23 protein-coding genes are annotated in these 23,829 nt (G+C 54.7%); 9 read left to right on the top strand and 14 right to left on the bottom strand.

The window, feature by feature from the left end; all coding sequences use genetic code 11:
• Positions 1–477: 477 nt before the first annotated feature.
• The 4 genes from manX (at position 478) to EA20_RS0118695 (ending at position 3,776) form a co-directional block, all read left to right on the top strand.
• Positions 478–1,452 carry a PTS mannose transporter subunit IIAB gene (gene manX / locus EA20_RS0118680; protein WP_024968281.1) on the top strand — a complete coding sequence of 325 codons (975 nt, stop codon included), beginning with the start codon at positions 478–480 and terminating at the stop codon, positions 1,450–1,452.
• A 68-nt stretch (positions 1,453–1,520) separates the two neighbouring features.
• A complete protein-coding gene (locus EA20_RS0118685; RefSeq protein ID WP_024968282.1) occupies positions 1,521–2,321 on the top strand; it encodes a PTS mannose/fructose/sorbose transporter subunit IIC in 801 nt (266 codons plus the stop codon).
• Between the two features lie 16 nt (positions 2,322–2,337).
• Positions 2,338–3,225, top strand: coding sequence for a PTS mannose transporter subunit IID (locus tag EA20_RS0118690; RefSeq protein ID WP_024968283.1), 888 nt, complete (start codon positions 2,338–2,340; stop codon positions 3,223–3,225).
• A gap of 92 nt (positions 3,226–3,317) precedes the next feature.
• Positions 3,318–3,776 carry a DUF986 family protein gene (locus tag EA20_RS0118695; protein ID WP_024968284.1) on the top strand — a complete coding sequence of 153 codons (459 nt, stop codon included), beginning with the start codon at positions 3,318–3,320 and terminating at the stop codon, positions 3,774–3,776.
• Here the strand turns inward: EA20_RS0118695 and rlmA are convergent.
• The 4 genes from rlmA to EA20_RS0118715 form a co-directional block, all read right to left on the bottom strand.
• Positions 3,757–4,602 (bottom strand): 23S rRNA (guanine(745)-N(1))-methyltransferase, encoded by an 846-nt coding sequence (gene rlmA, locus EA20_RS0118700; RefSeq protein ID WP_024968285.1) that lies wholly within the window; start codon positions 4,600–4,602, stop codon positions 3,757–3,759. The genes EA20_RS0118695 and rlmA overlap by 20 nt on opposite strands.
• Before the next feature lie 167 nt (positions 4,603–4,769).
• Entirely contained in the window at positions 4,770–4,979 is a 210-nt protein-coding gene (cspE, locus tag EA20_RS0118705) for a transcription antiterminator/RNA stability regulator CspE (RefSeq protein ID WP_001062678.1), read from the bottom strand.
• Positions 4,980–5,669: 690 nt separating this feature from the next.
• Entirely contained in the window at positions 5,670–6,680 is a 1,011-nt protein-coding gene (locus EA20_RS0118710) for an MBL fold metallo-hydrolase (RefSeq protein WP_024968286.1), read from the bottom strand.
• 19 nt (positions 6,681–6,699) lie between these two features.
• Positions 6,700–6,969, bottom strand: coding sequence for a YebO family protein (locus EA20_RS0118715; RefSeq protein WP_024968287.1), 270 nt, complete (start codon positions 6,967–6,969; stop codon positions 6,700–6,702).
• Positions 6,970–7,204: 235 nt separating this feature from the next.
• On the opposite strand from EA20_RS0118715, the gene EA20_RS0118720 reads away from it, so the two are divergent.
• A complete protein-coding gene (locus tag EA20_RS0118720; protein WP_024968288.1) occupies positions 7,205–7,441 on the top strand; it encodes a YobH family protein in 237 nt (78 codons plus the stop codon).
• A gap of 31 nt (positions 7,442–7,472) precedes the next feature.
• On the opposite strand, the gene kdgR is transcribed toward EA20_RS0118720, so the two are convergent.
• Positions 7,473–8,264 (bottom strand): DNA-binding transcriptional regulator KdgR, encoded by a 792-nt coding sequence (gene kdgR, locus EA20_RS0118725; RefSeq protein ID WP_024968289.1) that lies wholly within the window; start codon positions 8,262–8,264, stop codon positions 7,473–7,475.
• 189 nt (positions 8,265–8,453) lie between these two features.
• Between kdgR and EA20_RS0118730 the strand changes: the two genes are divergently transcribed.
• Complete coding sequence (locus EA20_RS0118730) at positions 8,454–9,827, top strand: MFS transporter (RefSeq protein WP_024968290.1); 1,374 nt, start codon at positions 8,454–8,456, stop codon at positions 9,825–9,827.
• 57 nt (positions 9,828–9,884) lie between these two features.
• Here EA20_RS0118730 and htpX read toward each other — a convergent pair whose 3' ends face one another.
• The 4 genes from htpX to EA20_RS0118750 form a co-directional block, all read right to left on the bottom strand.
• Positions 9,885–10,763, bottom strand: a complete 879-nt coding sequence (gene htpX, locus EA20_RS0118735) for a protease HtpX (protein WP_024968291.1) — start codon at positions 10,761–10,763, stop codon at positions 9,885–9,887.
• A gap of 274 nt (positions 10,764–11,037) precedes the next feature.
• Positions 11,038–13,074, bottom strand: coding sequence for a carboxy terminal-processing peptidase (gene prc, locus EA20_RS0118740; RefSeq protein WP_024968292.1), 2,037 nt, complete (start codon positions 13,072–13,074; stop codon positions 11,038–11,040).
• A gap of 19 nt (positions 13,075–13,093) precedes the next feature.
• Entirely contained in the window at positions 13,094–13,768 is a 675-nt protein-coding gene (gene proQ / locus EA20_RS0118745) for an RNA chaperone ProQ (RefSeq protein ID WP_024968293.1), read from the bottom strand.
• A gap of 96 nt (positions 13,769–13,864) precedes the next feature.
• Complete coding sequence (locus EA20_RS0118750; RefSeq protein ID WP_024968294.1) at positions 13,865–14,365, bottom strand: GAF domain-containing protein; 501 nt, start codon at positions 14,363–14,365, stop codon at positions 13,865–13,867.
• Between the two features lie 220 nt (positions 14,366–14,585).
• Between EA20_RS0118750 and yebS the strand changes: the two genes are divergently transcribed.
• The 3 genes from yebS to rsmF all read left to right on the top strand — a co-directional run bounded on the left by yebS (position 14,586) and on the right by rsmF (position 20,060).
• On the top strand, positions 14,586–15,842 hold the full coding sequence (yebS, locus tag EA20_RS0118755; protein ID WP_024968295.1) for a membrane integrity lipid transport subunit YebS: 1,257 nt from the start codon (positions 14,586–14,588) through the stop codon (positions 15,840–15,842).
• Complete coding sequence (locus EA20_RS0118760) at positions 15,811–18,447, top strand: PqiB family protein (protein ID WP_024968296.1); 2,637 nt, start codon at positions 15,811–15,813, stop codon at positions 18,445–18,447. Before yebS ends, EA20_RS0118760 begins: the two co-directional genes overlap by 32 nt.
• A gap of 173 nt (positions 18,448–18,620) precedes the next feature.
• On the top strand, positions 18,621–20,060 hold the full coding sequence (rsmF, locus tag EA20_RS0118765) for a 16S rRNA (cytosine(1407)-C(5))-methyltransferase RsmF (RefSeq protein ID WP_024968297.1): 1,440 nt from the start codon (positions 18,621–18,623) through the stop codon (positions 20,058–20,060).
• 37 nt (positions 20,061–20,097) lie between these two features.
• On the opposite strand, the gene EA20_RS0118770 is transcribed toward rsmF, so the two are convergent.
• The 5 genes from EA20_RS0118770 to copD all read right to left on the bottom strand — a co-directional run bounded on the left by EA20_RS0118770 (position 20,098) and on the right by copD (position 23,829).
• A complete protein-coding gene (locus EA20_RS0118770) occupies positions 20,098–20,745 on the bottom strand; it encodes a metallophosphoesterase (RefSeq protein WP_024968298.1) in 648 nt (215 codons plus the stop codon).
• Between the two features lie 264 nt (positions 20,746–21,009).
• Positions 21,010–21,309, bottom strand: coding sequence for a hypothetical protein (locus EA20_RS0118780; protein WP_024968299.1), 300 nt, complete (start codon positions 21,307–21,309; stop codon positions 21,010–21,012).
• A 301-nt stretch (positions 21,310–21,610) separates the two neighbouring features.
• Positions 21,611–21,850 (bottom strand): hypothetical protein, encoded by a 240-nt coding sequence (locus tag EA20_RS0118785; RefSeq protein ID WP_024968300.1) that lies wholly within the window; start codon positions 21,848–21,850, stop codon positions 21,611–21,613.
• Positions 21,851–22,559: 709 nt separating this feature from the next.
• Complete coding sequence (locus EA20_RS0118795) at positions 22,560–22,898, bottom strand: YebY family protein (RefSeq protein WP_024968301.1); 339 nt, start codon at positions 22,896–22,898, stop codon at positions 22,560–22,562.
• A gap of 49 nt (positions 22,899–22,947) precedes the next feature.
• On the bottom strand, positions 22,948–23,829 hold the full coding sequence (gene copD / locus EA20_RS0118800) for a copper homeostasis membrane protein CopD (protein WP_024968302.1): 882 nt from the start codon (positions 23,827–23,829) through the stop codon (positions 22,948–22,950).

Raw genomic sequence — 23,829 nt, forward strand, 5'->3', positions numbered from 1 at the left:
TACGAAGAGAATCGTCAGACGACGGGATAACAGCTGCCGGATAAACCGGTGAAATGAATAAGCGACTTCGGTGACAGTCCATAGGGAGGGCTGAGGCCCGTTACTCCTGTGTTAAAAAGGATCCCTACTTTAAACAGCGGCTCTGGCTGCGTCAAAATATTTTCTTACGTTTACCGAGCGCGCGCACGTTTCCTGCCGCGCAGACTACCGGATCGGCTAACAAAAGCGACGAGGGTCTAAATAGCTGAGCGCGGTCACATAATTTATTTTTTCGCATACTAAAATAAATCGCGACTCAGATAACCCGGCATCGCGTTCAGGGGATCTTTGCCGCTGAGCCGGGCGGAGAATTTATTCGACTCCTTACTCAGTAAAATAACAAAACGTTCAATTTATTTCGGTAAGCTCAGGCTGTCGAATAAATCTCGCGCGACCCAGAGGTAACGGGTTGCACTCTATTGTCAATGGAGGTAGCAAGTGACAATTGCTATTGTTATCGGCACGCACGGCTGGGCTGCAGAGCAGCTGATTAAAACGGCCGAAATGCTCCTCGGGGAGCAGCAAAACATCGCCTGGATCGATTTTGTTCCTGGTGAAAATGCTGAAACCCTGATCGAGAAATATCAGGCGCGACTGGCCGATTTGGACACCAGTAAAGGAGTTCTGTTTCTGGTCGATACATGGGGAGGCAGCCCGTTCAACGCCGCCAGCCGCCTTGTGGTTGATAAAGAACACCACGAAGTCATCGCCGGCGTTAATATCCCTATGCTGGTCGAAACCCTGATGGCCAGAGACGATGATCCCAGCTTTGATGAGCTGGTGGCTATCGCGGTGGAAACCGGGCGGGAAGGCGTTAAGGCGCTGAAAGCCAAAGAAGTACAGCCTGCGCCCGCCGTCGCTGCTGCGGCGCCGGTGAAGGCCGCCGCGCCTGCTGAGCAGAAACCGATGGGGCCGAACGATCATATGAAAATCGGCCTGGCCCGTATTGATGACCGCTTAATCCATGGTCAGGTCGCAACCCGCTGGACCAAAGAGACGAACGTCACCCGCATCATTGTGGTCAGCGATGAGGTTGCTGCCGACACCGTTCGCAAAACGCTGCTGACTCAGGTCGCGCCGCCGGGCGTGACGGCACACGTAGTCGACGTAGCCAAAATGATCCGCGTCTGGAATAACCCGAAATATGCGGGCGAGCGCGTTATGCTCCTTTTCACTAATCCGACCGACGTTGAGCGACTGGTCGAAGCTGGCGTGAAAATTCCCAGCGTAAATATCGGCGGAATGGCGTTCCGGCAGGGGAAAATTCAGGTGAATAACGCCGTATCCGTTGATGAAAAAGATATCGCTGCCTTTAAAAAACTGAATGAACGTGGAATTGAGCTGGAAGTCCGTAAGGTTTCGTCCGACCAACGCCTGAAAATGATGGATCTGATTGCCCGGATGAACAAGTAAAGCGCACGTAAATTATTGCCTGATGCGTCAGGTTTAACTCAGTATTCGAATCACAGAGGAGAAGTGCAATGGAGATTACCACTCTTCAGATTGTGCTCATATTTATCGTTGCCTGTATTGCAGGTATGGGCTCTATTCTTGATGAATTTCAGTTTCACCGGCCGCTGGTGGCCTGTACGCTTATCGGCTTTGTTTTAGGCGATGTCAAAACCGGTATTATTATCGGCGGAACGCTGGAAATGATCGCGCTGGGCTGGATGAACATCGGTGCCGCCGTTGCGCCTGACGCCGCCCTCGCCTCGATTATTTCCACCATTCTGGTTATCGCGGGCGGACAGAGCGTGGGTGCCGGTATTGCGCTGGCGATCCCGCTGGCGGCGGCAGGCCAGGTTCTGACTATCATCGTCAGAACAATCACCGTGGCGTTCCAGCATGCGGCCGATAAGGCAGCCGAAAAAGGCAACCTCACGGCGATTTCCTGGATCCACGTTTCTGCGCTGTTCCTGCAGGCGATGCGTATCGCCATCCCTGCCCTTATCGTAGCCATCTCAGTAGGTACCAGCATCGTTCAGGGCATGCTTGAATCTATTCCTGACGTCGTGACTAACGGTCTAAATATTGCCGGTGGCATGATCGTGGTGGTGGGTTACGCGATGGTCATCAACATGATGCGCGCGGGCTATCTGATGCCTTTCTTCTTCCTCGGCTTCGTGACCGCAGCCTTTACCGATTTCAACCTGGTCGCGCTGGGCGTGATTGGTGTGGTGATGGCGATGCTCTACATCCAGCTGGCGCCAAAATATAACCGCGTGGCGGGTGCGCAGGCCTCTGGCCCGGCAGCAAACGACCTCGATAACGAATTAGACTAGGTAAAGGGTGAGCAAAATGGTTGATACCACTACGACTACCACTGCTACAGCGGCTACAGCGGCTACAGCGGCTACAACGCAGAAGAAGCTGACGGCGGGTGACGTGCGCGGCGTATTTTTGCGCTCGAATCTGTTCCAGGGTTCATGGAACTTTGAACGTATGCAGGCGCTGGGCTTCTGCTACTCCATGGTGCCGGTAATCCGGCGCCTCTATCCCGAAAATAATGACGAACGTAAGCAGGCGATTAAACGTCATCTGGAATTCTTTAACACTCACCCTTATGTAGCAGCGCCGGTACTCGGCGTGACCATGGCGATGGAAGAACAGCGCGCTAACGGTGCGCCTATTGATGATGCGGCCATCAACGGCATTAAAGTCGGCCTGATGGGCCCGCTGGCAGGCGTCGGTGACCCTATTTTCTGGGGAACCGTTCGTCCGGTATTTGCCGCACTGGGTGCGGGCATCGCCATGACCGGCAGCCTGCTTGGGCCGATCCTCTTCTTTGTGCTCTTTAATCTGGTTCGCCTGCTGGTACGCTATTACGGTGTGGCTTATGGCTACCGTAAAGGGGTCGATATCGTGGGCGATATGGGCGGTGGCTTCCTGCAAAAACTGACGGAAGGAGCGTCAATTCTCGGCCTCTTTGTGATGGGTGCGCTGGTCAACAAGTGGACGCATGTGAATGTGCCGCTGGTTGTCTCGCGCATTACCGATCAGAATGGCCAGACGACGGTCACCACGGTACAGACGATTTTAGATCAGCTGATGCCAGGCCTGATCCCACTGCTGCTGACCTTCGGCTGCATGTGGTTGCTGCGTCGTAAGGTGAATGCGCTCTGGATCATTATGGGCTTTTTCATCATCGGTATCGTTGGCTACGCTATCGGCCTGCTGGGCCTGTAAACCTGTCGCCGGGGGCAACCCCGGCGTTTCAGAGACCAGCCGGAAGAGGCCCGTCCGGGGCGGCTTCCGGCTGTTCTTTCAGAGGAAAAGAGATGTCTTTAACCGATTACGTCATCGTGCTGTTTATCGCCCTGTTTTTACTTTATGCCGTCTACGATGAGCTGATTATGGACCGGCTAAGGGGAGAGACGCGTCTGAAAGTGTTGCTGAAGCGCCGCAATAAACTCGACAGCCTGATTTTCGTCGGGCTGGTGGCCATCCTGCTCTATCAGAACATCGCGGCCAACGGCACCCGGCTCACCACCACACTGCTGATGGCGCTGGCCTTCTGCTCTGTTTACCTGTTCTGGATACGCCAGCCAAAATTACTGTTCAAGGCACAGGGCTTTTTCTACGCCAATATCTTTATTGATTACGATCGCATCAACGCGATGAACCTGTCAGAAGATGGCGTTCTGGTGATTGAGCTGGAAAAGCGCAAGCTCTATATCCACGTCAGTAAACTGGACGATCTTGAGAGCATCTACCATTTTATGGTTGCGCAGCAGTAGCCTGTCCTGCCGTCCTGCGCTGCCAGAGACGCAGCGTGAAGTCCGTTTCGCAGTCAAACCGGGGAGTCGTCGCCAGTACGCCCCAGACTTCGGGACGCGCCCGCCAGGCGAAAGGCGTCATCTGTAACAGCGCCGCCGACTCTTCCGCATTGAGCTGCATCGGATAATTCAGGGCGTGCTGCTCTATCATCTCAAAACCCTCCATCTGCTCCGGCGTCTCATCATGAAGTTTCACATCCTGATAAATCAGCGCTTTAAACTGGATCAGATGACGAGGGCCAGGCGTAACGGTCAGCACATAGCCCTGCTCTTTCACTACCCTGACAAGCTCTGCCGCTTTGCAGGGCGCATAAATGCGCAGCACAGCATCGAAATGCGCATCCGGAAACGGCAGGCGGTGACTGGAAGCGACGCAGAACTCCACATTGTGATAACGGCGCGCACCATAACGTACCGCGACCTTAGAGACATCCAGTCCGTATACGCAGGCCTCGCCTCGCGCCTGTAGCTGCGCCGCTACGGCGTGGGTGTAATATCCCTCTCCGCAGCCGATATCCAGTACGCTGACCGGTCTTTCTGGCAGAATACGGTTGAAGATCTCGCTAACCCGCTGCTGTAAAGGCTGATAGTGCCCGGCGTCGAGAAATTCGCGGCGCGCCTGCATCATATCCGCACTGTCACCCGGCTGGCGTGAGCGCTTATGCTGCACCGGCAGTAAATTGACATAGCCTTCTTTTGCCCGATCAAACTGATGTCTGTTGCTGCATCGCCACAGCGACGCCTCCTGATGCAGAGGGGAATGGCAAAGGGGGCACTGGTACGACATAACAACTCTCCGGGAAATGATCACGGCGGGAGTTTACCGGAAACCGCCCCGCAGCGGCACCCTTTTCCCGGACCATGAAAAAGCCCCGCCGTTTCCGGCAGGGCTTTAGTATTCTGATGCTTGCCTGATGGCTCGCCACACGGGCAAGAACAGGCTCAGATCGAAAATTAGATGGCGGTTACGTTCACAGCAGCAGGGCCTTTCTGGCCATCCTGAATTTCGAACTCAACGTTCTGGCCTTCGGCCAGCGTTTTGAAACCATTACCCTGGATTGCAGAGAAATGTACGAATACATCTTTGCTGCCGTCTGCTGGGGTGATGAAACCAAAACCTTTAGACTCGTTGAACCACTTAACCTGACCTTTAATCTTTGCCATTTTGCAAATTCCTTAGAGAGTTTATTCGCCCGGAGGCTTGACGTACAAAAAAACCAGAGACATTACTGCATGAGGCATGAATGGAGGCTCGGCAAAGAAGCGGTATTCAACGTCTACGTCTTAACTCGAAACTTCGTTACTGAAGATGCCATACATAAACAGAGCTGTACCTCGTTTTATCTAAAAGCGTTATCACATATCCGTTAATTAATGGCAAGTCATTTTTAAACAGCAATTGAGACGTCGCACAGAATTGAATCGGATAAGGTACAGACTGAATCTCTCTGTCTCTTCGGCTATGAGCGTAACACGCGTCAGTGCCTCTTATCGCCTGCCAGTTTGCCCCATAAAAACAATAGCACAAGCTTACCCCGCCGGGGTGTTTCTGTCTATTCACTAATAAGACCAGCAGAAATTATCCGGCAGATGTATTGCATAAATATGGCATGACGGCAGCCGGTAAGATCTTTTAAATGCGTACGCATCGTGCGAGGCAGGCGGGAGAAAACTGTACAAAAAAAAAGCTCAGGTACAATATAGAATTTTAAATTGCACCAAAATCAGGAAACTGTATTCTGCCTGCCCCTTTAAAAGGCAAAAATGGCGCTGAATTAATTTCCGGCCCTGGCCAACGATTATTTGTATTATTCATGATGACCTGTGAAATGCACCGCGTTTGAATTAAGCCTTTTAGGATTTATCCTGGTCTAGATTATTCAGCGATCTTTTCTCGCCAATTCGCCAGGCGCAAAATCGCCTTTCATCCATGCCGGCCGCTCGCATCGTTTCCATCAAAATTCTCGGGGGTTCATCCAGCGATTCATCGGCAAGTTCAAAGACGCCCCAGTGCACGGGAATGGAAATGGGCTCACCCAGAAATTTGTGCAGGGAGACCGCCGCGGCCGGGTTCATATGCTGTCCGCGCATAAACCATTCTGGCGCATATGCGCCCACCGGCAAGGCCGCCAGGTTAAAGGGGCCGAGACGGCGAGGTATCTCAAGCAAATTGTCCGAATAACCGCTGTCACCGGTAAACCAGAAGCTCAGCTTGTCCGTTTTGATCACCCAGCCGCACCAGAGTGAACGGTTACGATCGAAAGGCGTGCGCATACTCCAGTGACGTGCAGGAACGGCGTGGATATTCAGCCCGGCGGCCTGCGTTGTTTCCCACCAGTCCAGCTGAACAACGTTCCTGGCCCCAACGTTGCGAAACCAGGGCGCCAGCCCCAGCGGCACGACAAAGAGAACGTCAGGGAAACGGCGCAGGATTTTTTTGATGGTGGGCCGGTCAAGATGATCATAATGGCTGTGTGAAATCAGTACGCAGGAGAGCGAAGCGAGCTGACTCAGCGCCAGCGGCGGCGGCGTTTTTCTCTCAGGCCCGAGAAAACTCACCGGGGAAACCCGGGCAGATAAAACAGGATCGATTAAGCTGTACTGCCCTGCTGTTCTGAGCAGCAGCGAGGCGTGACCAAGCCACCAGACAGCGTCATCGCTCCCGGCGAGATCGGCCTCTTGCCACCATTCGCGGGTGAAATGCGCATATCCCTGCGCAGGGGGAAAAGGCAGCCCGGCAGCCTTACGCTCCTTGCGCCAGCGTTTCAGATCGCCACGTGCCCTCAGCTCCTCTTCCGGATTACGAAAGCCGGCAGGCGTATGATGAGGTTTATCCGGATCGTACCAGGGATTCCGCCATGCCATAAATTCTTTTCCCGGAAGCTTAACGTTCAGGGATCAGACGAATAAAGTCCTGACCACTTGTTTCTTCTGTGGAGGTTGTTGTCTCTTTCCCGACCACCTTATCGGTAAGCCGGTTGAGCATGGCGTTCTGACGCTTCTGCTCCTCCAGCAACAGCTCAAGTAAGCGTACCTGCTGGCTGGCTCTGACGCTGGCCCTGTTAACGAAGAACCAGGCAATCAGGCTGATGATGACCAGCAGCGCCGTAAATCCCATTGACGCCAGCCCCATCGTATCATTTGTTATTGTCATAGTTGCCTCAGAAATGCCTCTCTTTTTCCTGCAGTCGCGGTGCGGTGCAGTCAGGGGAGAGATTTTACCCTGTCGCCATAAAATTGACAGTCAGCATGAAAGATTTTAGGAACCTTCACAGAGTGCCACATGCCCTGACGCGTTATGCTGCAGAAAATGGTTGTCAGCTGGTAAGCTATGCTCTCACAGCGAGGCGAGGATGCCTGACAGCTGACATTGTTGTAAAGGAGAGGAAATGCGTTTTTTAGTCCGACTTGTGATGCTTTTTGTGGTGATCTGGATTGCGCTGCTGGTGACCGGCTATGGCGTACTGACCAGCAGTGCCAGTAACGTGGCGGGACTGGGTTTACAGTGCCACTACCTGACCGCCCGCGGCGTGGTTGCGGCACAATACCTCCATTCAGATAGCGGCATTGTGGGCGTAACCGACTGTCCGCTACTCAGAAAAAGTACCGAGGTGGTGGATAACTAAGCGCCGGGGCCAGCGTCTCTGGCCCCGCAATTCAGAATGGATAGTCGTGGTAACCCATCTGTTCAGAGAGTTTTCTTGCAGCCTGATGCAGCATCGCCACGTAGTGGCTTTTCTCATCTTCCGAAAAACGAATGGTCGGGAAGGAAATGCTCAGGCCCGCAATCACCACGCCAAAACGGTCAAAAACCGGAACGGCAATGCAGCGTAACCCCTCTTCCTGCTCTTCATTATCCTCACCATAACCCTGTGCCCGGACCCGCTCCAGAACCGGGATTAACTCCTCTGCACTGCCTACGGTACGCGAAGTACTGCGGGTGAAGATAACGTCCGCCAGAATCTCTTTTACCTCTTCCGAATCGCGCCAGGCCAGCAGCACTTTGCCAATTGCCGTACTGTGTAACGGGTTGCGGCGGCCGATGCGGGAATACATGCGCAGGTTATACAGAGAGTCGATTTTATGGATATAGACAATGCTGTCTTCTTCCAGCGCACCCAGATGGATAGTTTCTTTAGTGTGTCGTGAGAGTTCGCGCATCTGAATGTCCGCGCTGCGGATCAGATCGACGTTTTGCAGCGCTTTAGCGCCCAGTTCAAACAGCTTCAGGGTCAGGGAGTATTTCTCTGAATCGCCCTCCTGAGAGACGTATCCAAGGGACTTCATCGTTTGCAGGAAACGGTACACGGTACTTTTGGACATCATCACCCGTTGTGAAAGTTCGGTGATGCCGTGCTCCCTCTCCTCCCCCAGCGCCTGTAAAATCCCAAAGACTTTCATTACCGAAGAGACCGCATCCGGTTGTTTATCCATATCACCGCTAGCCATGAGGGATCCTTTATGTGTTTTATAAAAAATGGAACGTGATTTCTAGTATACGTTTGGCGTCAGTAAAGGCGCAACGCCGGGCGTCGCATAATTGTGAACATGGCGGTGATATTTTTAGCCTCTTCAGTGGGCATGCGGGGGAAAAATCATTAGCATACTAAGATTCTCTTCCCTGATTCAGAAAGACCTATGCCGCAATCAACCCATGCTGACGGCTTGCCCGTCCCCCAGCGCTACGGTGCGATCCTTGCTATCGCGCTTGGCATTACGGTGGCCGTCCTTGACGGTGCCATTGCCAATGTCGCATTACCGACGATTGCCCGCGATCTCAACGCCAGCCCGGCGGAATCCATCTGGATCGTCAATGCGTATCAGCTGGCGATTATCATGTCGCTGCTATCGCTTTCGTTCCTGGGCGATATCCTGGGATACCGCCGCATTTATCAGTGGGGGTTGATACTGTTTACCGGCACCTCGGTGTTTTGTGCGCTTGCTACGTCGCTTGAGATGCTCACCTTCGCGCGCGTCCTGCAGGGATTCGGTGGCGCGGCGCTGATGAGCGTTAATACCGCCCTGATAAGAATAATTTATCCGCAGCGTTTTCTCGGAAGGGGAATGGGGATCAATTCGCTGATTGTGGCGGTCTCGATCGCCGCCGGACCAACGATTGCTGCGGCTATTCTCGCCGTGGCGAGCTGGCACTGGCTGTTCCTGATTAATATCCCCATCGGTCTGGCGGCGCTCTGCCTCGCCTTTCGTTTCCTGCCGGATAATCAGCAGAAAGCCGAAGGTCAGCGTTTCGACGTCGTCAGCGCTCTAATGAATGCATTAACCTTTGGCCTGCTGATCTCAGCCATAAGTGGCTTTGCACAAGGACACAGTGGCAAGCTTATCCTCACCGAGGTTGTCGCCCTGCTGGTGGTGGGCTTTCTGTTTATCCGGCGTCAGCTTCGCCTGCCTTTTCCGCTGCTCCCGGTCGATCTTTTCCGTATTCCGTTATTCTCTCTCTCGATAGGCACTTCCATCTGTTCCTTCTGCGCCCAGATGCTGGCGATGGTCTCGCTGCCCTTTTTTCTGCAAACCGTCCTGTTGCGCGGTGAAGTGGCCACGGGCCTGCTGCTAACCCCCTGGCCGCTGGCGACCATGCTCATTTCTCCGGTTGCCGGCAGGCTGGCAGAGCGCGGTAATCCAGGCCTGCCGGGCGCGGCCGGGATGGCTCTCTTTGCCGCCGGGCTCTTTTCGCTGGCGCTGCTGCCCACATCGCCCGGCAATGCCGATATTATCTGGCGAATGGCGCTGTGCGGGGCGGGTTTCGGGCTGTTCCAGTCCCCCAACAATCACGCCATTATCTCTTCAGCGCCCCGTCACCGCAGCGGAGGAGCCAGCGGCATGCTTGGCACCGCCCGTCTTCTCGGACAGACCATGGGTGCTGCGCTGGTCGCGCTGATGTTTAATCTGTTTGATGGACAAGGCACCCATGCTTCTCTGCTGCTGGCGGGCGGCTTCGCCACTCTCGCAGCCATCGTCAGTGCTCTTCGCCTGACGCAGCCTCGTACCCGGTGACCCTGTTCAGATATAAAAAAACCGACCATAAGGCCGGTTTTTTACAGGGCTGGAAACTTAATTCAGGTACTGGCCGCTGCGCAGCGCCTCAATACGTTTATCCAGCGGAGGATGCGACATAAACAGCTCGCTGATCGATTTTGACTTGCCGTTAATGCAGAAGGCCAACATGGTACTGGCTTCCTGCGGCTCGTAGCTGGTCTTCAGACGCTGAAGCGCGGCGATCATTTTTTCACGACCAACCAGTTTTGCAGAACCGGCGTCAGCATGAAATTCACGGTGGCGCGAGAACCACATGGTAATCATGCTGGCAAGGATGCCGAATACCAGCTCCAGCACCATCGACACGGCAAAGTAAACCATCGGATTACCGTTGCTTTCGCCTTCTTCACGGTTACCGGACAAAAAGCCGGAGGCGATCTGGGCGATAATGCGCGAAACGAAGATAACAAAGGTGTTAACGACCCCCTGAATCAGCGTCATCGTGACCATGTCACCGTTGGCAATATGGCTGATTTCGTGCGCCAGCACCGCTTCCGCTTCATCGCGGCTCATATTCTGCAACAGGCCTGTGGATACCGCCACCAGAGAGGCGTCGCGGCGCGCGCCGGTCGCAAACGCGTTGATGTCCGGGGCGTGATAGACGGCAACCTGCGGCATCGCGATCCCCGCCTGCTGCGCCTGACGGGCAATAGTCTGCACCAGCCAGCGTTCGGTTTCAGTGCGGGGTTGTTCAATCACTTCACCGCCGACGGAACGCAGCGCCATCCATTTCGACATCAGCAGTGAAACAAACGCACCGCCAAAGCCAAACAGGCCTGCCATGATCATCAGGCCCTGAACGCTGCTTGACTGGATCCCTGTCAGGCTGAGGATCAGCCCGAATACCAACATCACTCCAAGGTTGGTTAACAGGAAAAGCGCAATACGCATCATAAATTTTTATCTTCCTCAGTAAGCAAATGTGCCTGTAACGGATAACTATCCTATGGGCTGACGAAAACAATTCAAGCTCTCTTAATGTTTAAGTGCTTAAAAAGACATAACTTTACACTTAATTTTAACAAAGTAAAACTGCGGTTAAGAACAAGGCGGAGCGTGACAAAAAAAGCGGCGATTCGCGCTGTAACAGAGCAAAAAAAAACACAGCTTGCGCTGTGTTTGTGTTACGGGCAACGTTGTGAAGCACGGTTTTCACCGTGCTTCCGGTTTACTGCCCTGCCGCTGCCGGGTTCGCTTTTTCCAGCGCCGCCAGGTCGTTGGCAATGTTGACCGTTTCATCAAGATAAGGATCGGGCTCTTTATAATCCTTTGGCAAATCATCAAGTTTTGCCAGTGGCTTTTTGCCTTCCTGCTTCAGTCGCGCATTAATGCGCTCCAGCCGCATCGCATCTTCTTCCTGATTTTCTTTCTCACGCTCGGCGTAGTTAAGCGAAATCATATTGCGCTTCTCTTTCAGCGCATTGAAGCGGGCGATATCTTTCAGAATGTACTGAAACTCGCGATCTTTGGCGATACGCGCCTGATGGTTTTTCACCAGCTGCGGCTCCAGCGGGCTCAGATCGCCGGTTTTGGTGTAGCTCGCCGCATTGATGCTGTCCCAGGGCAGCGCGTTATCTTCAAACTTCTCGCCGGTTTCGACCGCCTCAACGCCAGTAGGCATCAGCAGATCTGGCGTGACGCCTTTACGCTGCGTACTGCCACCGTTGATGCGGTAGAATTTCTGAATGGTATAGGTAATGGAACCTAACGCTGGCCATTCAGGACGAAGCATCTGATCGTAAATGCGGTTCAGAGAACGATACTGCTGCACGGTACCCTTTCCAAAGGTAGGTTCACCGACGATCAGCGCACGCCCATAATCCTGCATAGCCGCCGCAAAGATTTCGGATGCCGATGCGCTGAAGCGATCGACCAGCACCACCAGCGGACCTTTATAGAACACCGTACCGTCAGTATCGCTATCTTCACGGATTTTACCGTTATTATCCCGCACCTGTACGATAGGTCCAGCGGGAATAAACAGGCCGGAAAGCGACACGGCCTCGGTCAGCGCACCGCCGCCGTTGGTCCGCAGATCGATTACGATGCTGTTAACGTTCTGCTTTTGCAGTTTCTGCAGCTGCGCCTTAACGTCATCGGTCAGGCCAACATAGAAGCCGGGAATGTCCAGTACGCCCACTTTCTCTTTACCCACGTCATGCACGGTCATTTTCACCGCCCGATCTTCCAGGCGAATTTTTTCACGTGTCAGGGTAATGATGCGGGTTTTGGTCCCCTTACCGGCTGGCAGCATCTCCAGACGAACTTTGCTTCCCTTTGGCCCTTTAATCAGGGCGACAACATCGTCAAGACGCCAGCCGATCACATCCACCATCGGCTTGCCTGGCTGCCCGACGCCAACGATGCGATCGCCTACGGTAATCGCTTTGCTTTTCGCTGCCGGGCCGCCGGCGACCATGGAATTGATGACCGTATAATCTTCATCCATCTGCAGTACCGCGCCAATCCCTTCCAGCGAAAGGCTCATTTCCGTATTGAACTGGTCGGTATTGCGGGGAGAAAGATAGCTGGTATGCGGGTCGATTTCACGGGCAAAGGCAGTCATCGCCAGCTGGAAAACATCTTCGCTGTTGCTCTGCGCCAGGCGGCGGATAGCAAACTGATAACGCTTGGTGAGAACCTCGCGGATCTCTTTTTCATCTTTGCCGGTGAGCTTGAGGCTCAGTTCGTCATATTTGACTTTGGCATCCCAGAGCTGATCCAGCTCGGCGCTGTTCACGGGCCAGGGAGCCTTGCCGCGGTCGATATCAATCGTATCGTGGCCGCTAAAATCCATCGGCTTATTCAGCACGGAGAGCGCGTAGTGATAGCGCTCGAAGCGGCGTTTCTGCGCCAGATTATATAAATCGTAAAAAACGTCCAGCTGGCCCGTTTTTAATTCGTTCCCCAGGGTGGTTTTCTTCGCCGCATACTGCTGAATATCGGAGGCAAGCAGTACGTTATGGCTGTAGTCCAGCAGATTGAGGTAGCGATCGAAAATTTTCGCCGAGAAACTCTTATCGAGCTCGAACTGGCGATAGTGCGAACGGGTGAAGCGTGAAGTCACGCGCTCACTGACCGTCGCATGCTGGGGTTCCTGATGAAGTTGAGGGATCTGATCGGCGCGCGTGATGGTATCGGCAGCGAAAACGTTCCCGGCAAGCAGCAGTCCAGCGAATACGGTGGTTTTTAGAAAGTTGTTCATGCCCTGATTGGCCTCCGTATCAGAACTGCAAGTGTTCTGCGCGTACTATCATTGCCATGCCGGAGGTGAGCTGTACCCGGACGCCATCTTTGGTAATTTCAAGAATGGTGGCATCCATCGCACTTTTACCCGCGGTGACTTTGATCTGCTGGCCGATCTGCAAGGCTGCCGTGTCGGTGACGGGTTTGCTGCGCGGTGGCTGACGTTCTGCCAAAGGCGCGCGGTCAGCCGCAGGCTTACTCTGCGCTTTACGTGGCTGCTCGCCTTCGGCAGAAGGCTTACGCACCGGCTTGCGGGGACGACGTGGCGCAGCCTCGGTGCCCGCTTCACGTTTTTTCGCCTGCTGCTGCTCGCGCTGCGCCTGAACGCGCGCCTTAGCCTCTTCCAGCTGCTTACGGGCATGCTCCACATGCTGCTCGTCAAGCACGCCACAGGCGTTGCCATCGAGGTCAACACGGGTTGCGCCCGCTTTAATACCATATAAATAACGCCAGCTCGACGTGTAAAGACGTAACGCGGAACGAAGCTGAGTTTTACTCAGATTCATTTCTCCCTGTACACGATCGACTAAATCCTGAAAGATGCCGATCTTTAGCGGCTTTGCTTCGCCTTCGGCACTGAAACATTGAGGAAAGCGCTCGGCCAGAAAGGCGATAACTTCTTTGCTGCTATTCAACTTAGGTTGATTTTCCATGAAATTTCCTGATTACAACGGGTTTGCCAACCAGCGCGGGCATGAACAGGCGTCATTATAATGACCCCATCGGCAATTGCTACGTTATCCAGCGCTTTAGCTGCGTTTCATGTGAATAAATTTTTCCACATCGGTTCCGGCGAGGACGTCACACAACCCGTCAGTCAGGATTTTCAGGCCCTGTTCGTCTTCATGGTCGAAACGGTTATATTCCACGCTGTCGATATCCAGCACGCCAATGGTTTCACCGTTAACCACCAGCGGCAGCACGATTTCAGCATTGCTGGCGGCGTCGCAGGCGATATGGCCAGGAAACGCATGCACGTCTTCAATACGCTGGACGCGCTTTTCCGCGACGGCAGTACCGCAAACGCCTTTACCGACGGGGATCCGCACGCAGGCGATCTTACCCTGAAACGGCCCCAGGACCAGGGTATCGGCTTCGGTTAACAGATAAAAACCCGCCCAGTTGACGCCCTCAAGACGCTCATAGAGCAGCGCACTACAGTTACCCATCACAGCAAGAAAACTGGTTTCACCGGCAATAAGCGCGCCCAGATCGCGGTTCAGATCGGAATAAAATTCTGTCTTTGTCATTTTTCAACCATTGAGAAAACGAGATATGCGGCCTGTATCCACCGCAACTGATAAAATAAGCATTAAAAGTCCAGACGGACAAGGTGAAACATTCCGTCAGTTCATATACCCTTGGTTTTGTCTGGACCTTAAGCACGACTGCGATGTGTCCTGGTAGCTTTCTGGCGAAACAGCGCCAAACCCTGCCCTGCACAGTCCGGGCATCAGCATAGTCAGGATTATGAAAATACACGTCATTCGTCATGCTCTGCCACAGGCACGTTATCAGCGTTGTCCGCAATGCGATACCCTTTTTTCCTTACCGGATGTGAAATCTGACCAGTCAGCGCACTGCCCCCGCTGCAACGCACGCATCCTGAACGGACGGGACTGGTCCATGACCCGGCTGGCCGCCATGGCCGTGACGATGCTGCTGCTGATGCCTTTCGCCTTTAATGAGCCGCTGATGGTCATCCGGCTACTGGGCACCACTATCCGCGCCAGCCTGCTGGGCGGCGTCATTCAGATGGCGGAACAGGGTGATGTGATTACGGCTTCAATGGTCGCCTTCTGCACCATAGGTGCGCCAGTGACGCTGGTGGCGGCCATAGGCTGGCTCTATTTCGGTCATCAGTTCGGCATGAACCTGCGGCCGGTACTGCTGATGCTGGATCGCCTTAAAGAGTGGGTGATGCTGGATATCTATCTGGTCGGCATCGCGGTGGCCTCCATCAAGGTACAGGACTATGCCGAAATTAATCCGGGTCCGGGTCTGCTCGCCTATATGTCACTGACAATATTAAGCCTGGTGACGCTGATTCATATGAATGTGGAGCAGTTGTGGCACCGGTTTTACCCGCAGCCGCAGCCGCAGCCGCAGCCCAATGTACCGCCTGACCAACTGCGGGTCTGTCTGAACTGCCACCATACGGGGCTTGCCGACGAGCGCGGCCGCTGTCCACGCTGCCATACCCCGTTACGTTTCCGCCGACGCTTCAGCCTGCAAAAATCCTGGGCCGCGCTGATTGCTTCTATCATCTTTCTGATCCCGGCGAACCTGCTGCCTATTTCCATCATCTATCTGAATGGTTCGCGACAGGAGGACACCCTTTTTTCCGGCATTCTCTCTCTCGCCTCGGGCAATATCCCCATCGCAGCGGTCGTGTTTATTGCCAGTATTCTCGTGCCCTTTACCAAAGTGATTGTGCTGCTGACGCTGCTGATCAGCATTCATTTCAAATGCGAACAGGGCCTGAAAACCCGCATCCGGCTTCTGCGTGTTGTGACCTGGATCGGACGCTGGTCTATGCTGGACCTGTTTGTGATTTCATTAACCATGTCGCTGGTCAATCGCGATCAGCTACTGGCTTTTACCATGGGACCTGCCGCCTTCTATTTTGGTGCTGCGGTCATTCTCACTATCCTGGCCGTTGAGTGGCTGGATAGCCGTTTACTTTGGGATGCACATGCAACAGGAAACGCCGACTACACCGACTAACGCGCGCATTACACGCCGGCGCAAGATTTCGCCGTTCTGGCTGCTGCCGCTGATCGCGTTGCTGATCGCCGGCTGGCTTCTCTGGTCCAACTACCAGGAGCGAGGCACGACGGTCACCATTGATTTCGCCACGGCGGACGGCATTGTGCCTGGACGTACGCCGGTACGCTATCAGGGCGTCGAAGTGGGCCTGGTTCAGGGCATCAGCATGACGGACGACCTGCGCACGATTAAAATCAAGGCCAGCATTAAAAGCGATATGCGCGATGCGCTGCGCGAAGATACGCAGTTCTGGCTGGTTACGCCAAAAGCGTCGCTGGCGGGCGTTTCCGGCCTTGATGCGCTGGTGGGCGGAAACTATATCGGCATGATGCCCGGCAAAGGCGAGCCGCGTGAACATTTTGTCGCCCAGGATACCCAACCAAAGTATCGCGTCAATACCGGTGAAATGCTGATCCATATGCATACCCAGGATCTGGGATCGCTGAATACCGGCTCGCTGGTCTATTTCCGTAAAATTCCGGTAGGCCGCGTCTATGACTACAGCATCAATCCTGGCAATCAGGGCGTGACGGTGGATGTGTTGATCGAGCGCCGCTTCACCAATCTGGTTAAAAAAGAGAGCCGTTTCTGGAACGTCTCTGGTTTGAAGGCAGATGTCGGGCTGAGTGGCGCTAAGGTACAGTTAGAGAGCCTGGCCGCGCTGGTCAACGGCGCCATCGCCTTCGACTCTCCGGAGAACTCCCCTCAGGCGCAATCAGAAGATACCTACGATCTCTACCCGGATCTGGCGCACAGTCAGCGCGGCGTCATGGTGACGCTCGATCTCCCCAGCGGGAAGAACCTCAAAGCGAACAGTACGCCGCTGATGTATCAGGGGCTGGAGGTTGGCACTCTGACCGCGCTTAATCTGAATCCCGGTGGCAAAGTCACGGGTGAGCTGACGCTCGATCCCTCAGTGACAGGCCTGATGCGTACAGGTACGCGTATTGAAATGCGCAGCCCCAAAGTCAGCCTGAGCGATACCAGCCTGAGCAGCCTGCTCACCGGCAATACGCTTGAACTGATCCCGGGCGAAGGCGATCCGCAGAAGCATTTTACTGTGGTGCCGGATAACGCCTCCCTCCTCCAGCAACCGGATGCGCTGGCACTGACGCTGACCGCACCGGAGAGCTACGGCATTGATGCCGGGCAGCCTCTGATGCTGCACGGGATGCGGATTGGCCAGGTCGTCAGCCGGGAACTGATGGAGAAAGGTGTACACTTTACTCTGGCCGTTGCCCCCAAACACCGGCACCTGGTGCATGGCGACAGCAAATTTATCATCAACAGCCGTCTTGACGTCAAGCTGGGCCTGGACGGCATGGAAGTGATTGGTGCCAGCGCCCGTGAATGGGTCGATGGCGGTATCCGCCTTGAACCAGGCAGTAAAGGCGAGCCGCAGAAGCGCTACCCACTTTATGCCAATGCTGACAAAGCGGCGGAAGGCATTACCACGGATCGTCTGCCCACCACGCTGACGCTGACCGCCAATAGTCTGCCAGATATTCAGGCAGGTTCTGTGGTGCTTTACCGCAAATTTCAGGTAGGCCAGATTGTTGATGTCATTCCGAAGGCGAACCAGTTTGACGTCCTCGTCTACATTAAGCCGGAGTACCGTAAACTGCTCTCCGGCAACAGCGTTTTCTGGGCAGAGGGCGGTGCCCGGGTGCAGGTGAACGCCAGCGGCCTTACCGTTCAGGCTTCCCCGCTGAATCGTGCGCTGAAAGGGGCGATCAGTTTCGATAATCTGACGGGCGCGGGTGCCGGACTGAGCAGCAAGGACAAGCGCGTCCTCTATGATTCGGAAACGACCGCGCGTGCGGTTGGCAGCCAGATAGCGCTGCGCACCTATGATGCCAGCAAGCTCTCTGCGGGTATGCCGATCCGTTACCTGGGCATTACTATCGGCCAGCTTGAATCACTGGCGCTCAGTCCGGACAAAAATCTGGTGGTGGCGAAAGCCGTTCTCTACCCGGAGTATGTCGATGACTTCGCGCGGATCGGCAGCCGTTTCTCGGTGGTATCGCCGGAAATTTCCGCTGCCGGTGTGAAGCATCTCGATACGCTGATCCAGCCTTATATCAACGTCGATCCGGGTAAAGGTCGCCCGCAGCGCAGCTTTGAGCTGCAGGAATCCACCATTACCGACGCGCGCTATCTGGATGGCCTGAACGTGATCCTTGATGCGCCGGAAGGCGGCTCGCTCTCTGTCGGTACGCCGGTTCTGTTCCGGGGCATTGAGGTGGGTACCGTAACCGGGACCTCGCTCGGCGCGATGGCCGATCGTGTCCAGATCACGCTGCGCATCAGTAAAAAATACCAGCATCTGGTACGGAATAACTCGGTGTTCTGGCTCGCCTCTGGCTACAACCTGAAGTTCGGCCTGATCGGTGGCGTCGTGAAGACCGGCACCTTCCAGCAGTTTATCCAGGGCGGCATCGCCTTTGCCACGCCGCCTACGGTGCCGCTGGCGCCTCAGGCGACTTCCGGCAAGCACTATCTGCTGGAAGAGGAAGAGCCGGGCGGCTGGCGTAAATGGGGTACAGCGATACCGGGGAAATGATCCCGGCGGCCTGCGGAACGCTCCGCAGGCTCGTCACTTCTGTTGCCAGCCTTGATGTCCGATACTGAGACAGCGAGCGCGGCATGACAAAACGGACAGCTAAGCTGTCCGTTTTTTTTACCCCGCCTGCCTGTGGTAAACTAACCGCCACTTTTTGCCAGCGGAATTTTTCAGTGTCCTCATCTTCCCGTCTCTTTCTTCCTGACGCCTTTCTTGAACAGATGCGCGAACTGCTGCCTGACGGCGCAGACTTCGATCGCTTTATCGCCATCAGCCAGCAGCCCCTGCGACGCAGTATTCGTGTGAATACGCTCAAAATCAGCGTGCCTGATTTTCTGAACCTGGTCGCCCCTTATCAGTGGGAACTGACGCCGATCCCCTGGTGCGATGAAGGTTTCTGGATAAGCCGTGCGGATGCGGATAACCTGCCGCTGGGCAGTACCGCTGAACATCTTGCGGGCCTTTATTATATTCAGGAAGCGAGTTCAATGCTGCCGGTCGCGGCGCTGTTCAGCGCCAGCCCGGCCCCTGAACGGGTGATGGATATGGCTGCTGCGCCGGGATCGAAAACCACGCAAATCGCGGCGCGCATGCAAAACCGAGGCGCGATTCTGGCCAATGAGTATTCCGCCAGTCGCGTCAAAGTGCTGCATGCTAACCTGAGCCGCTGCGGCGTCAGTAACACCGCGTTATCCCATTTCGACGGTCGCGTTTTTGGTCCGGCGCTGCCGGAAACATTTGATGCCATTCTGCTTGACGCGCCCTGCTCCGGCGAAGGCGTGATCCGTAAAGATCCGGATGCATTGCGTAACTGGTCAGCAGAGAGCACCGATGCTATTGCCGCAACCCAGCGGGAACTGATCGACAGCGCCTTTCATGCGCTGCGTCCCGGCGGCACGCTGATCTATTCGACCTGTACGCTTAATCTGCGTGAAAATCAGCAGGTGATCGCCTGGCTAGTGGATCGTTATGCCGGAGCCGTAGTTATTGAGCCGCTGAATACGCTCTTTACCGGCGCCGAACGGGTCGTCACGCAGGAGGGTTTTTTGCACGTTTTCCCGCAGATCTTCGACAGCGAAGGTTTCTTTGTAGCCTGCCTGCGTAAACGACAGAGCGTCCCGCCCCTGCCGCGTCCTACCTATAAAGTTGGCCAGCTCCCGTTCTCTCCTGTGCGCACCAAAGAGCGGCAAACCATCATTGCTGCGGCAGAAAAGGTCGGGCTGAAATGGGATGAGGCAACGCACAGCCTGTGGCAACGGGATAAAGAGATCTGGCTGTTTCCGCTGGCGCTTGAGCCGCTACTGGGAAAAATCCGGTTTTCACGCATTGGCCTGAAACTTGCGGAGACATTTGCGAAGGGTTATCGCTGGCAGCATGAGGCGATCATCGCCTTTGCCGACCCGCAGGCGGCTAACGCTTTTGAACTGACGTCCGCTGAAGCGGAAGAGTGGTACAGAGGCCGGGATATCTACCCGGAGCGCGAACTGCCAGCGGATGAAATCATCGTCACCTGCCAGCGGCAGTCCCTCGGCATTGCCAAGAAGGTAGGCAGCAGGATTAAAAACAGCTATCCACGCGAACTGGTGCGCGACGGCAAACTATTCTCGTCATAAACCAGCCCCGGTGGTGAAAAAGGCGGCCAGGCGGGGCTTACTGGATGCGGGCCAGCGTCAGGTCGTTACCGAACACCGCGCCCGTATCAATAAAGTGCTGATTAAAGGCATGCAGCGGTGCGGGAAGCGGCGTATGCCCAAAGTAAAACGCATCGGCGCCGCTTATCACCTCGCCCCCTCCGCTTTGCAACCGCTCAATCCGTTTGCGGCTCCAGACCACTTTGGCCGCATCAACCTCAGCGCCCCAGGCGTACTTCTCTGCCGGATAATCCGCGTGTGCCACTACCACGATGCGTTCGTTTAGCAGAATATGCAGAATGAGCGGCATCTCCCCGCAGCGGCTGATGGCGTGCTTCGCTTCGATCATGCGCGTACCTTCGAGGTGATAAAACCAGTCGCCGCCATTCATGGCCCACTGATGATGCTGGCCCTGTCGTAGCGCATTAAGCGCCATTTCTTCATGATTGCCGCGTACGCTGCGAAACCAGGGTTCCTGCAACAGCGCAAGGCATCCCATACTGTCCGGGCCACGATCGATAAGATCGCCTACGCTCACCAGCAAATCCTGCTCAGGATCGAATTGATGGTTCATCAACTGGGCATCCAGCATTCGCCGGCAGCCATGTAAATCGCCGACGATATAGATATGACGCCAGTTTTCACCATTCAGATACTGATAAATCATCATCTCGTCCTGTCAGTCTGTTCACAAAGTATTGAGGGGCCGTTCAGACTTTACCCGCTAAAGTATAGGCAGTCCCATGACAGAGGAGTGGCAAAGCTATGTGCGATCGCAAACTAACAGGGTTAATGCTGCTGCTTTTTCTGACGGGCGGCACGTTGCTTATTGAAGTGATGGCGAGAATACTGCATCTGATGCTGGGGTGAGCGCGGAGAAATTGATGCGCCAGCGGTAACGTTAGGTCACGCCTGGCGCCGTCGCTGCGGGTTATTTCTCTTTCAGCGCGCGTGGATTTTTTCTCAGTGATGCTGCCCAGTTAAAGGCTTTCACCTCACTCTCTTTCGCCGCCGCAGGCTTACGGGGTTTTTTAGCGATTAACGCTTTGGTACTCTCCTTCACAACCCGATCCTTCATCACCAGTCGCTTGGCCTCTTTCAGGATCTCCTTCTCTTCCTTCTTGCTGGCGAGATGCGCAAGTTTCAGGGTCAGCTGTTTGACCTTAGCCGCAACCAGTTCTTTTTCCGCTTCGGTGAACTGGTCGATCGAAATTTCTTTCTCATTTTTCATTTAACTGGCTCCGGGCAGTAAGGTCGCTCGCGGGATTCGCGCGCCGCTACTGCCCTTTCAGGGTAAAGGGTTGTTGGTGGATATACAAGAAGAGGGAGACGGAGGCGTGCTTCTCAGACGGATAACGGACGGCGTTTGTCATTAAAGCGCGATAAAAAGCCGATCTTTCCGGTCCGTAACAACAACTCGCGACAGGCTTTAATCTCTGCCACAACGTATGTCTGGTTCGTGGTGGGCAAGATAATGCCGACAATAGCCCTATACCCGCTCCTTTTTACCTAAAACAGCCCGGCGGGAAATTTCAGGCGGCTTTATCTCGCCTGTTGCAGTAGTACTGCACTGCCGCACCGGCGAGCAACATAATTATACCGAGCGTGGCTTTGTTCTCATCCTGACCTGCCAGGCCACCGAAGGCGAGAAAATAGAAACCCGCAAAAATCGCTTTTGGAAATTTCTTCGCGTTGCTCTGTGGCTTAATGCATATGCTGCGTACCGACCATGCGCCCAGAATCAGGCCCAAAAGCGCTAACATCGTTCCCATACTTCCCCTCTGAATATCATCAACGGTTTACTGCGAAACACAGTAAATCAAAATGCCCGACGGTGATACTGCGCTAACCACTTTGCCCGCAACAAAATTGTCAAATTACTGGCTTATTCCTGCCCGGCTTTTTTCTTCCCCTCTGTCCTGCTACTGGCTCAAAGACGCCGTGCCAATCGGGGCCGAAAATGGCACGTAAACACGCCAGGCCCTTATGGACTGGCACGCCAGCCGGATGCCGTAGTCAGCATGAACCTGCTCCGGATAAACGATCGGGGAAATCAGTGGCGCATTAACCTTACGGCTCTGGCTCTGGCTCTGGCTCTGGCTCTGGCTCTGGCTCTGGCTTTGCAGACTGAATAATCACTTCAGCCGTCATGAAGGTGGCAGGGAGGAGATCGTTATATAAGAGATAAAAAAAGACCGAAGACGATTCCTGTCTTCGGTCCAGGGGAATGGCTCTTTTAAGGGAGCCGTGCGCTAAAAGTTGGCATTATTGAAGGCAATGTTGCCTTGCCCTTTAAAAGGTAGTACAGCGGTGGTGATTTTCCAGCCAGCCATAACCTTAGGCGGCGGAAGATGCCAACTTTGTGAGCGTGGCGAAATAATAAGGCGCGCGGGCTTGCAGAGTAAAAAGCTAACTTGCTGTCTCTTCTGGCAAAAGCGTCAAAACGCCTTTGCCAGAACGGAAAAGAAAGATTCAGGACGTTTACTCACACAACGTTTGCGCACGCGCAATCACCGGCGCCAGGCTTTTCTTTTCACCGGCATGCTGAGGATCGTCAATCTGGATCACGCTTACCGGCTGGCCCTGAGTCTGACCGCTTTTAACCAGCGCTTCGGCGCGATCGTTTAGCGGATACTGCATCAGCGTGGCGGGATTGATCACAAAAAGCGCCCCCTCTTTAGTACAGGTCAGCATCACCTCTTCACGATTGAATGCCCAGTTATCCCTCCCCATCTCAAACCGGCTGACGGTAATAATTTTCGCGGCCATCGCGCTGGAGCAAAAACTCAGGGCAAGGATCAGTGTAATCAGTTTCTTCATGGTTATTTCCTGGTCGGTAGAGAACCTGCATCGCAGGCAGTAAAAATTATCAGGCTGGTTCCAGCGTGGCGAACAGGCTGACCAGCAGTAATACAGTTGCCGCCAGTGCCAGCTCGGCCAGCGTCGCCCGGATAAATTTCTGCGCGGCATGAGTGCCGCTTTGCTGAAAACGGGGGACCAGCCAGTAGCGGTTCCAGAGGGCAACACCACACATAACAACCACCAGCACGGTTTTGAGCAGCAGCAGCTGGCTGTAGGGACCGAAGCTTGCAGGCGGCCATTCGGGTAAAATAATCAGCGCATTTACCAACCCGCTTATCAGCACCAGCGCCACGGCCAGATGGCCAAAACCGGAGAAGCGCATCAGCGTCCGGATAGCCGGCTGGCGCAGCGACGGATGACGGGTGTCTGTCATCACCAACAGTACCGGCAGCAGCCCGCCTGCCCAGAATGCGGCAGCAATAAGGTGTACCGCCTGATTAGTGCGCTGGAACATGCCCGGTATGCCGTCAAGCAGAGTCGCGTGCCCCGTAAAGGCGAGCCCGGTAAGCTGTGTTATTGCGCTGAAAAGATAAAGGCCTTGCTGTGCTCTGCCGGAGAGGGCCAGTGCCGCTACGCCGGTTAAGGCCGCCGCAATTTGCCACTGCCAGACCTCGCCAAAACGGGTTTGCAGCACAGCGTGCCATACCGTCACGCGGAAGATATCCTGCCAGCCCTCGCCCATCAGCCCCGTCTGCACTGCAAGTAATAAGAGCGCGCTGACCAGCGCGATGACGGCACTGCTGCCAAGCAGCAGGCTGAATCGCCGGGCCAGATGCTGGCGATAGTGGCCAGGCCCCAGTAGGGTCGAAAAGATGCTGCCACCGGCGAGCATCATCAGCGCGGTAAAATGCAGCCAGCGCAGCAGCACATAAGTGAGGCTGAGGGACAT

The organism is Pantoea sp. IMH (genome assembly GCF_000599885.1).
In the GTDB taxonomy this organism is placed as follows: domain Bacteria; phylum Pseudomonadota; class Gammaproteobacteria; order Enterobacterales; family Enterobacteriaceae; genus Erwinia.

Excerpts from the sequence above, each read along its gene's own strand:
- EA20_RS0118795 (WP_024968301.1), bottom strand. The coding sequence starts at position 22,898 with ATGAAGAAACTGATTACACTGATCCTTGCCCTGAGTTTTTGCTCCAGC.
- EA20_RS0118690 (WP_024968283.1), top strand. The coding sequence starts at position 2,338 with ATGGTTGATACCACTACGACTACCACTGCTACAGCGGCTACAGCGGCT.
- EA20_RS0118730 (WP_024968290.1), top strand. The coding sequence starts at position 8,454 with ATGCCGCAATCAACCCATGCTGACGGCTTGCCCGTCCCCCAGCGCTAC.
- yebS (WP_024968295.1), top strand. The coding sequence starts at position 14,586 with ATGAAAATACACGTCATTCGTCATGCTCTGCCACAGGCACGTTATCAG.
- kdgR (WP_024968289.1), bottom strand. The coding sequence starts at position 8,264 with ATGGCTAGCGGTGATATGGATAAACAACCGGATGCGGTCTCTTCGGTA.
- EA20_RS0118695 (WP_024968284.1), top strand. The coding sequence starts at position 3,318 with ATGTCTTTAACCGATTACGTCATCGTGCTGTTTATCGCCCTGTTTTTA.
- htpX (WP_024968291.1), bottom strand. The coding sequence starts at position 10,763 with ATGATGCGTATTGCGCTTTTCCTGTTAACCAACCTTGGAGTGATGTTG.
- prc (WP_024968292.1), bottom strand. The coding sequence starts at position 13,074 with ATGAACAACTTTCTAAAAACCACCGTATTCGCTGGACTGCTGCTTGCC.
- cspE (WP_001062678.1), bottom strand. The coding sequence starts at position 4,979 with ATGGCAAAGATTAAAGGTCAGGTTAAGTGGTTCAACGAGTCTAAAGGT.
- copD (WP_024968302.1), bottom strand. The coding sequence starts at position 23,829 with ATGTCCCTCAGCCTCACTTATGTGCTGCTGCGCTGGCTGCATTTTACC.
- EA20_RS0118760 (WP_024968296.1), top strand. The coding sequence starts at position 15,811 with ATGCAACAGGAAACGCCGACTACACCGACTAACGCGCGCATTACACGC.
- EA20_RS0118785 (WP_024968300.1), bottom strand. The coding sequence starts at position 21,850 with ATGGGAACGATGTTAGCGCTTTTGGGCCTGATTCTGGGCGCATGGTCG.
- proQ (WP_024968293.1), bottom strand. The coding sequence starts at position 13,768 with ATGGAAAATCAACCTAAGTTGAATAGCAGCAAAGAAGTTATCGCCTTT.
- rlmA (WP_024968285.1), bottom strand. The coding sequence starts at position 4,602 with ATGTCGTACCAGTGCCCCCTTTGCCATTCCCCTCTGCATCAGGAGGCG.
- EA20_RS0118770 (WP_024968298.1), bottom strand. The coding sequence starts at position 20,745 with ATGATTTATCAGTATCTGAATGGTGAAAACTGGCGTCATATCTATATC.
- EA20_RS0118780 (WP_024968299.1), bottom strand. The coding sequence starts at position 21,309 with ATGAAAAATGAGAAAGAAATTTCGATCGACCAGTTCACCGAAGCGGAA.
- EA20_RS0118715 (WP_024968287.1), bottom strand. The coding sequence starts at position 6,969 with ATGACAATAACAAATGATACGATGGGGCTGGCGTCAATGGGATTTACG.
- EA20_RS0118710 (WP_024968286.1), bottom strand. The coding sequence starts at position 6,680 with ATGGCATGGCGGAATCCCTGGTACGATCCGGATAAACCTCATCATACG.
- EA20_RS0118720 (WP_024968288.1), top strand. The coding sequence starts at position 7,205 with ATGCGTTTTTTAGTCCGACTTGTGATGCTTTTTGTGGTGATCTGGATT.
- EA20_RS0118750 (WP_024968294.1), bottom strand. The coding sequence starts at position 14,365 with ATGACAAAGACAGAATTTTATTCCGATCTGAACCGCGATCTGGGCGCG.
- EA20_RS0118685 (WP_024968282.1), top strand. The coding sequence starts at position 1,521 with ATGGAGATTACCACTCTTCAGATTGTGCTCATATTTATCGTTGCCTGT.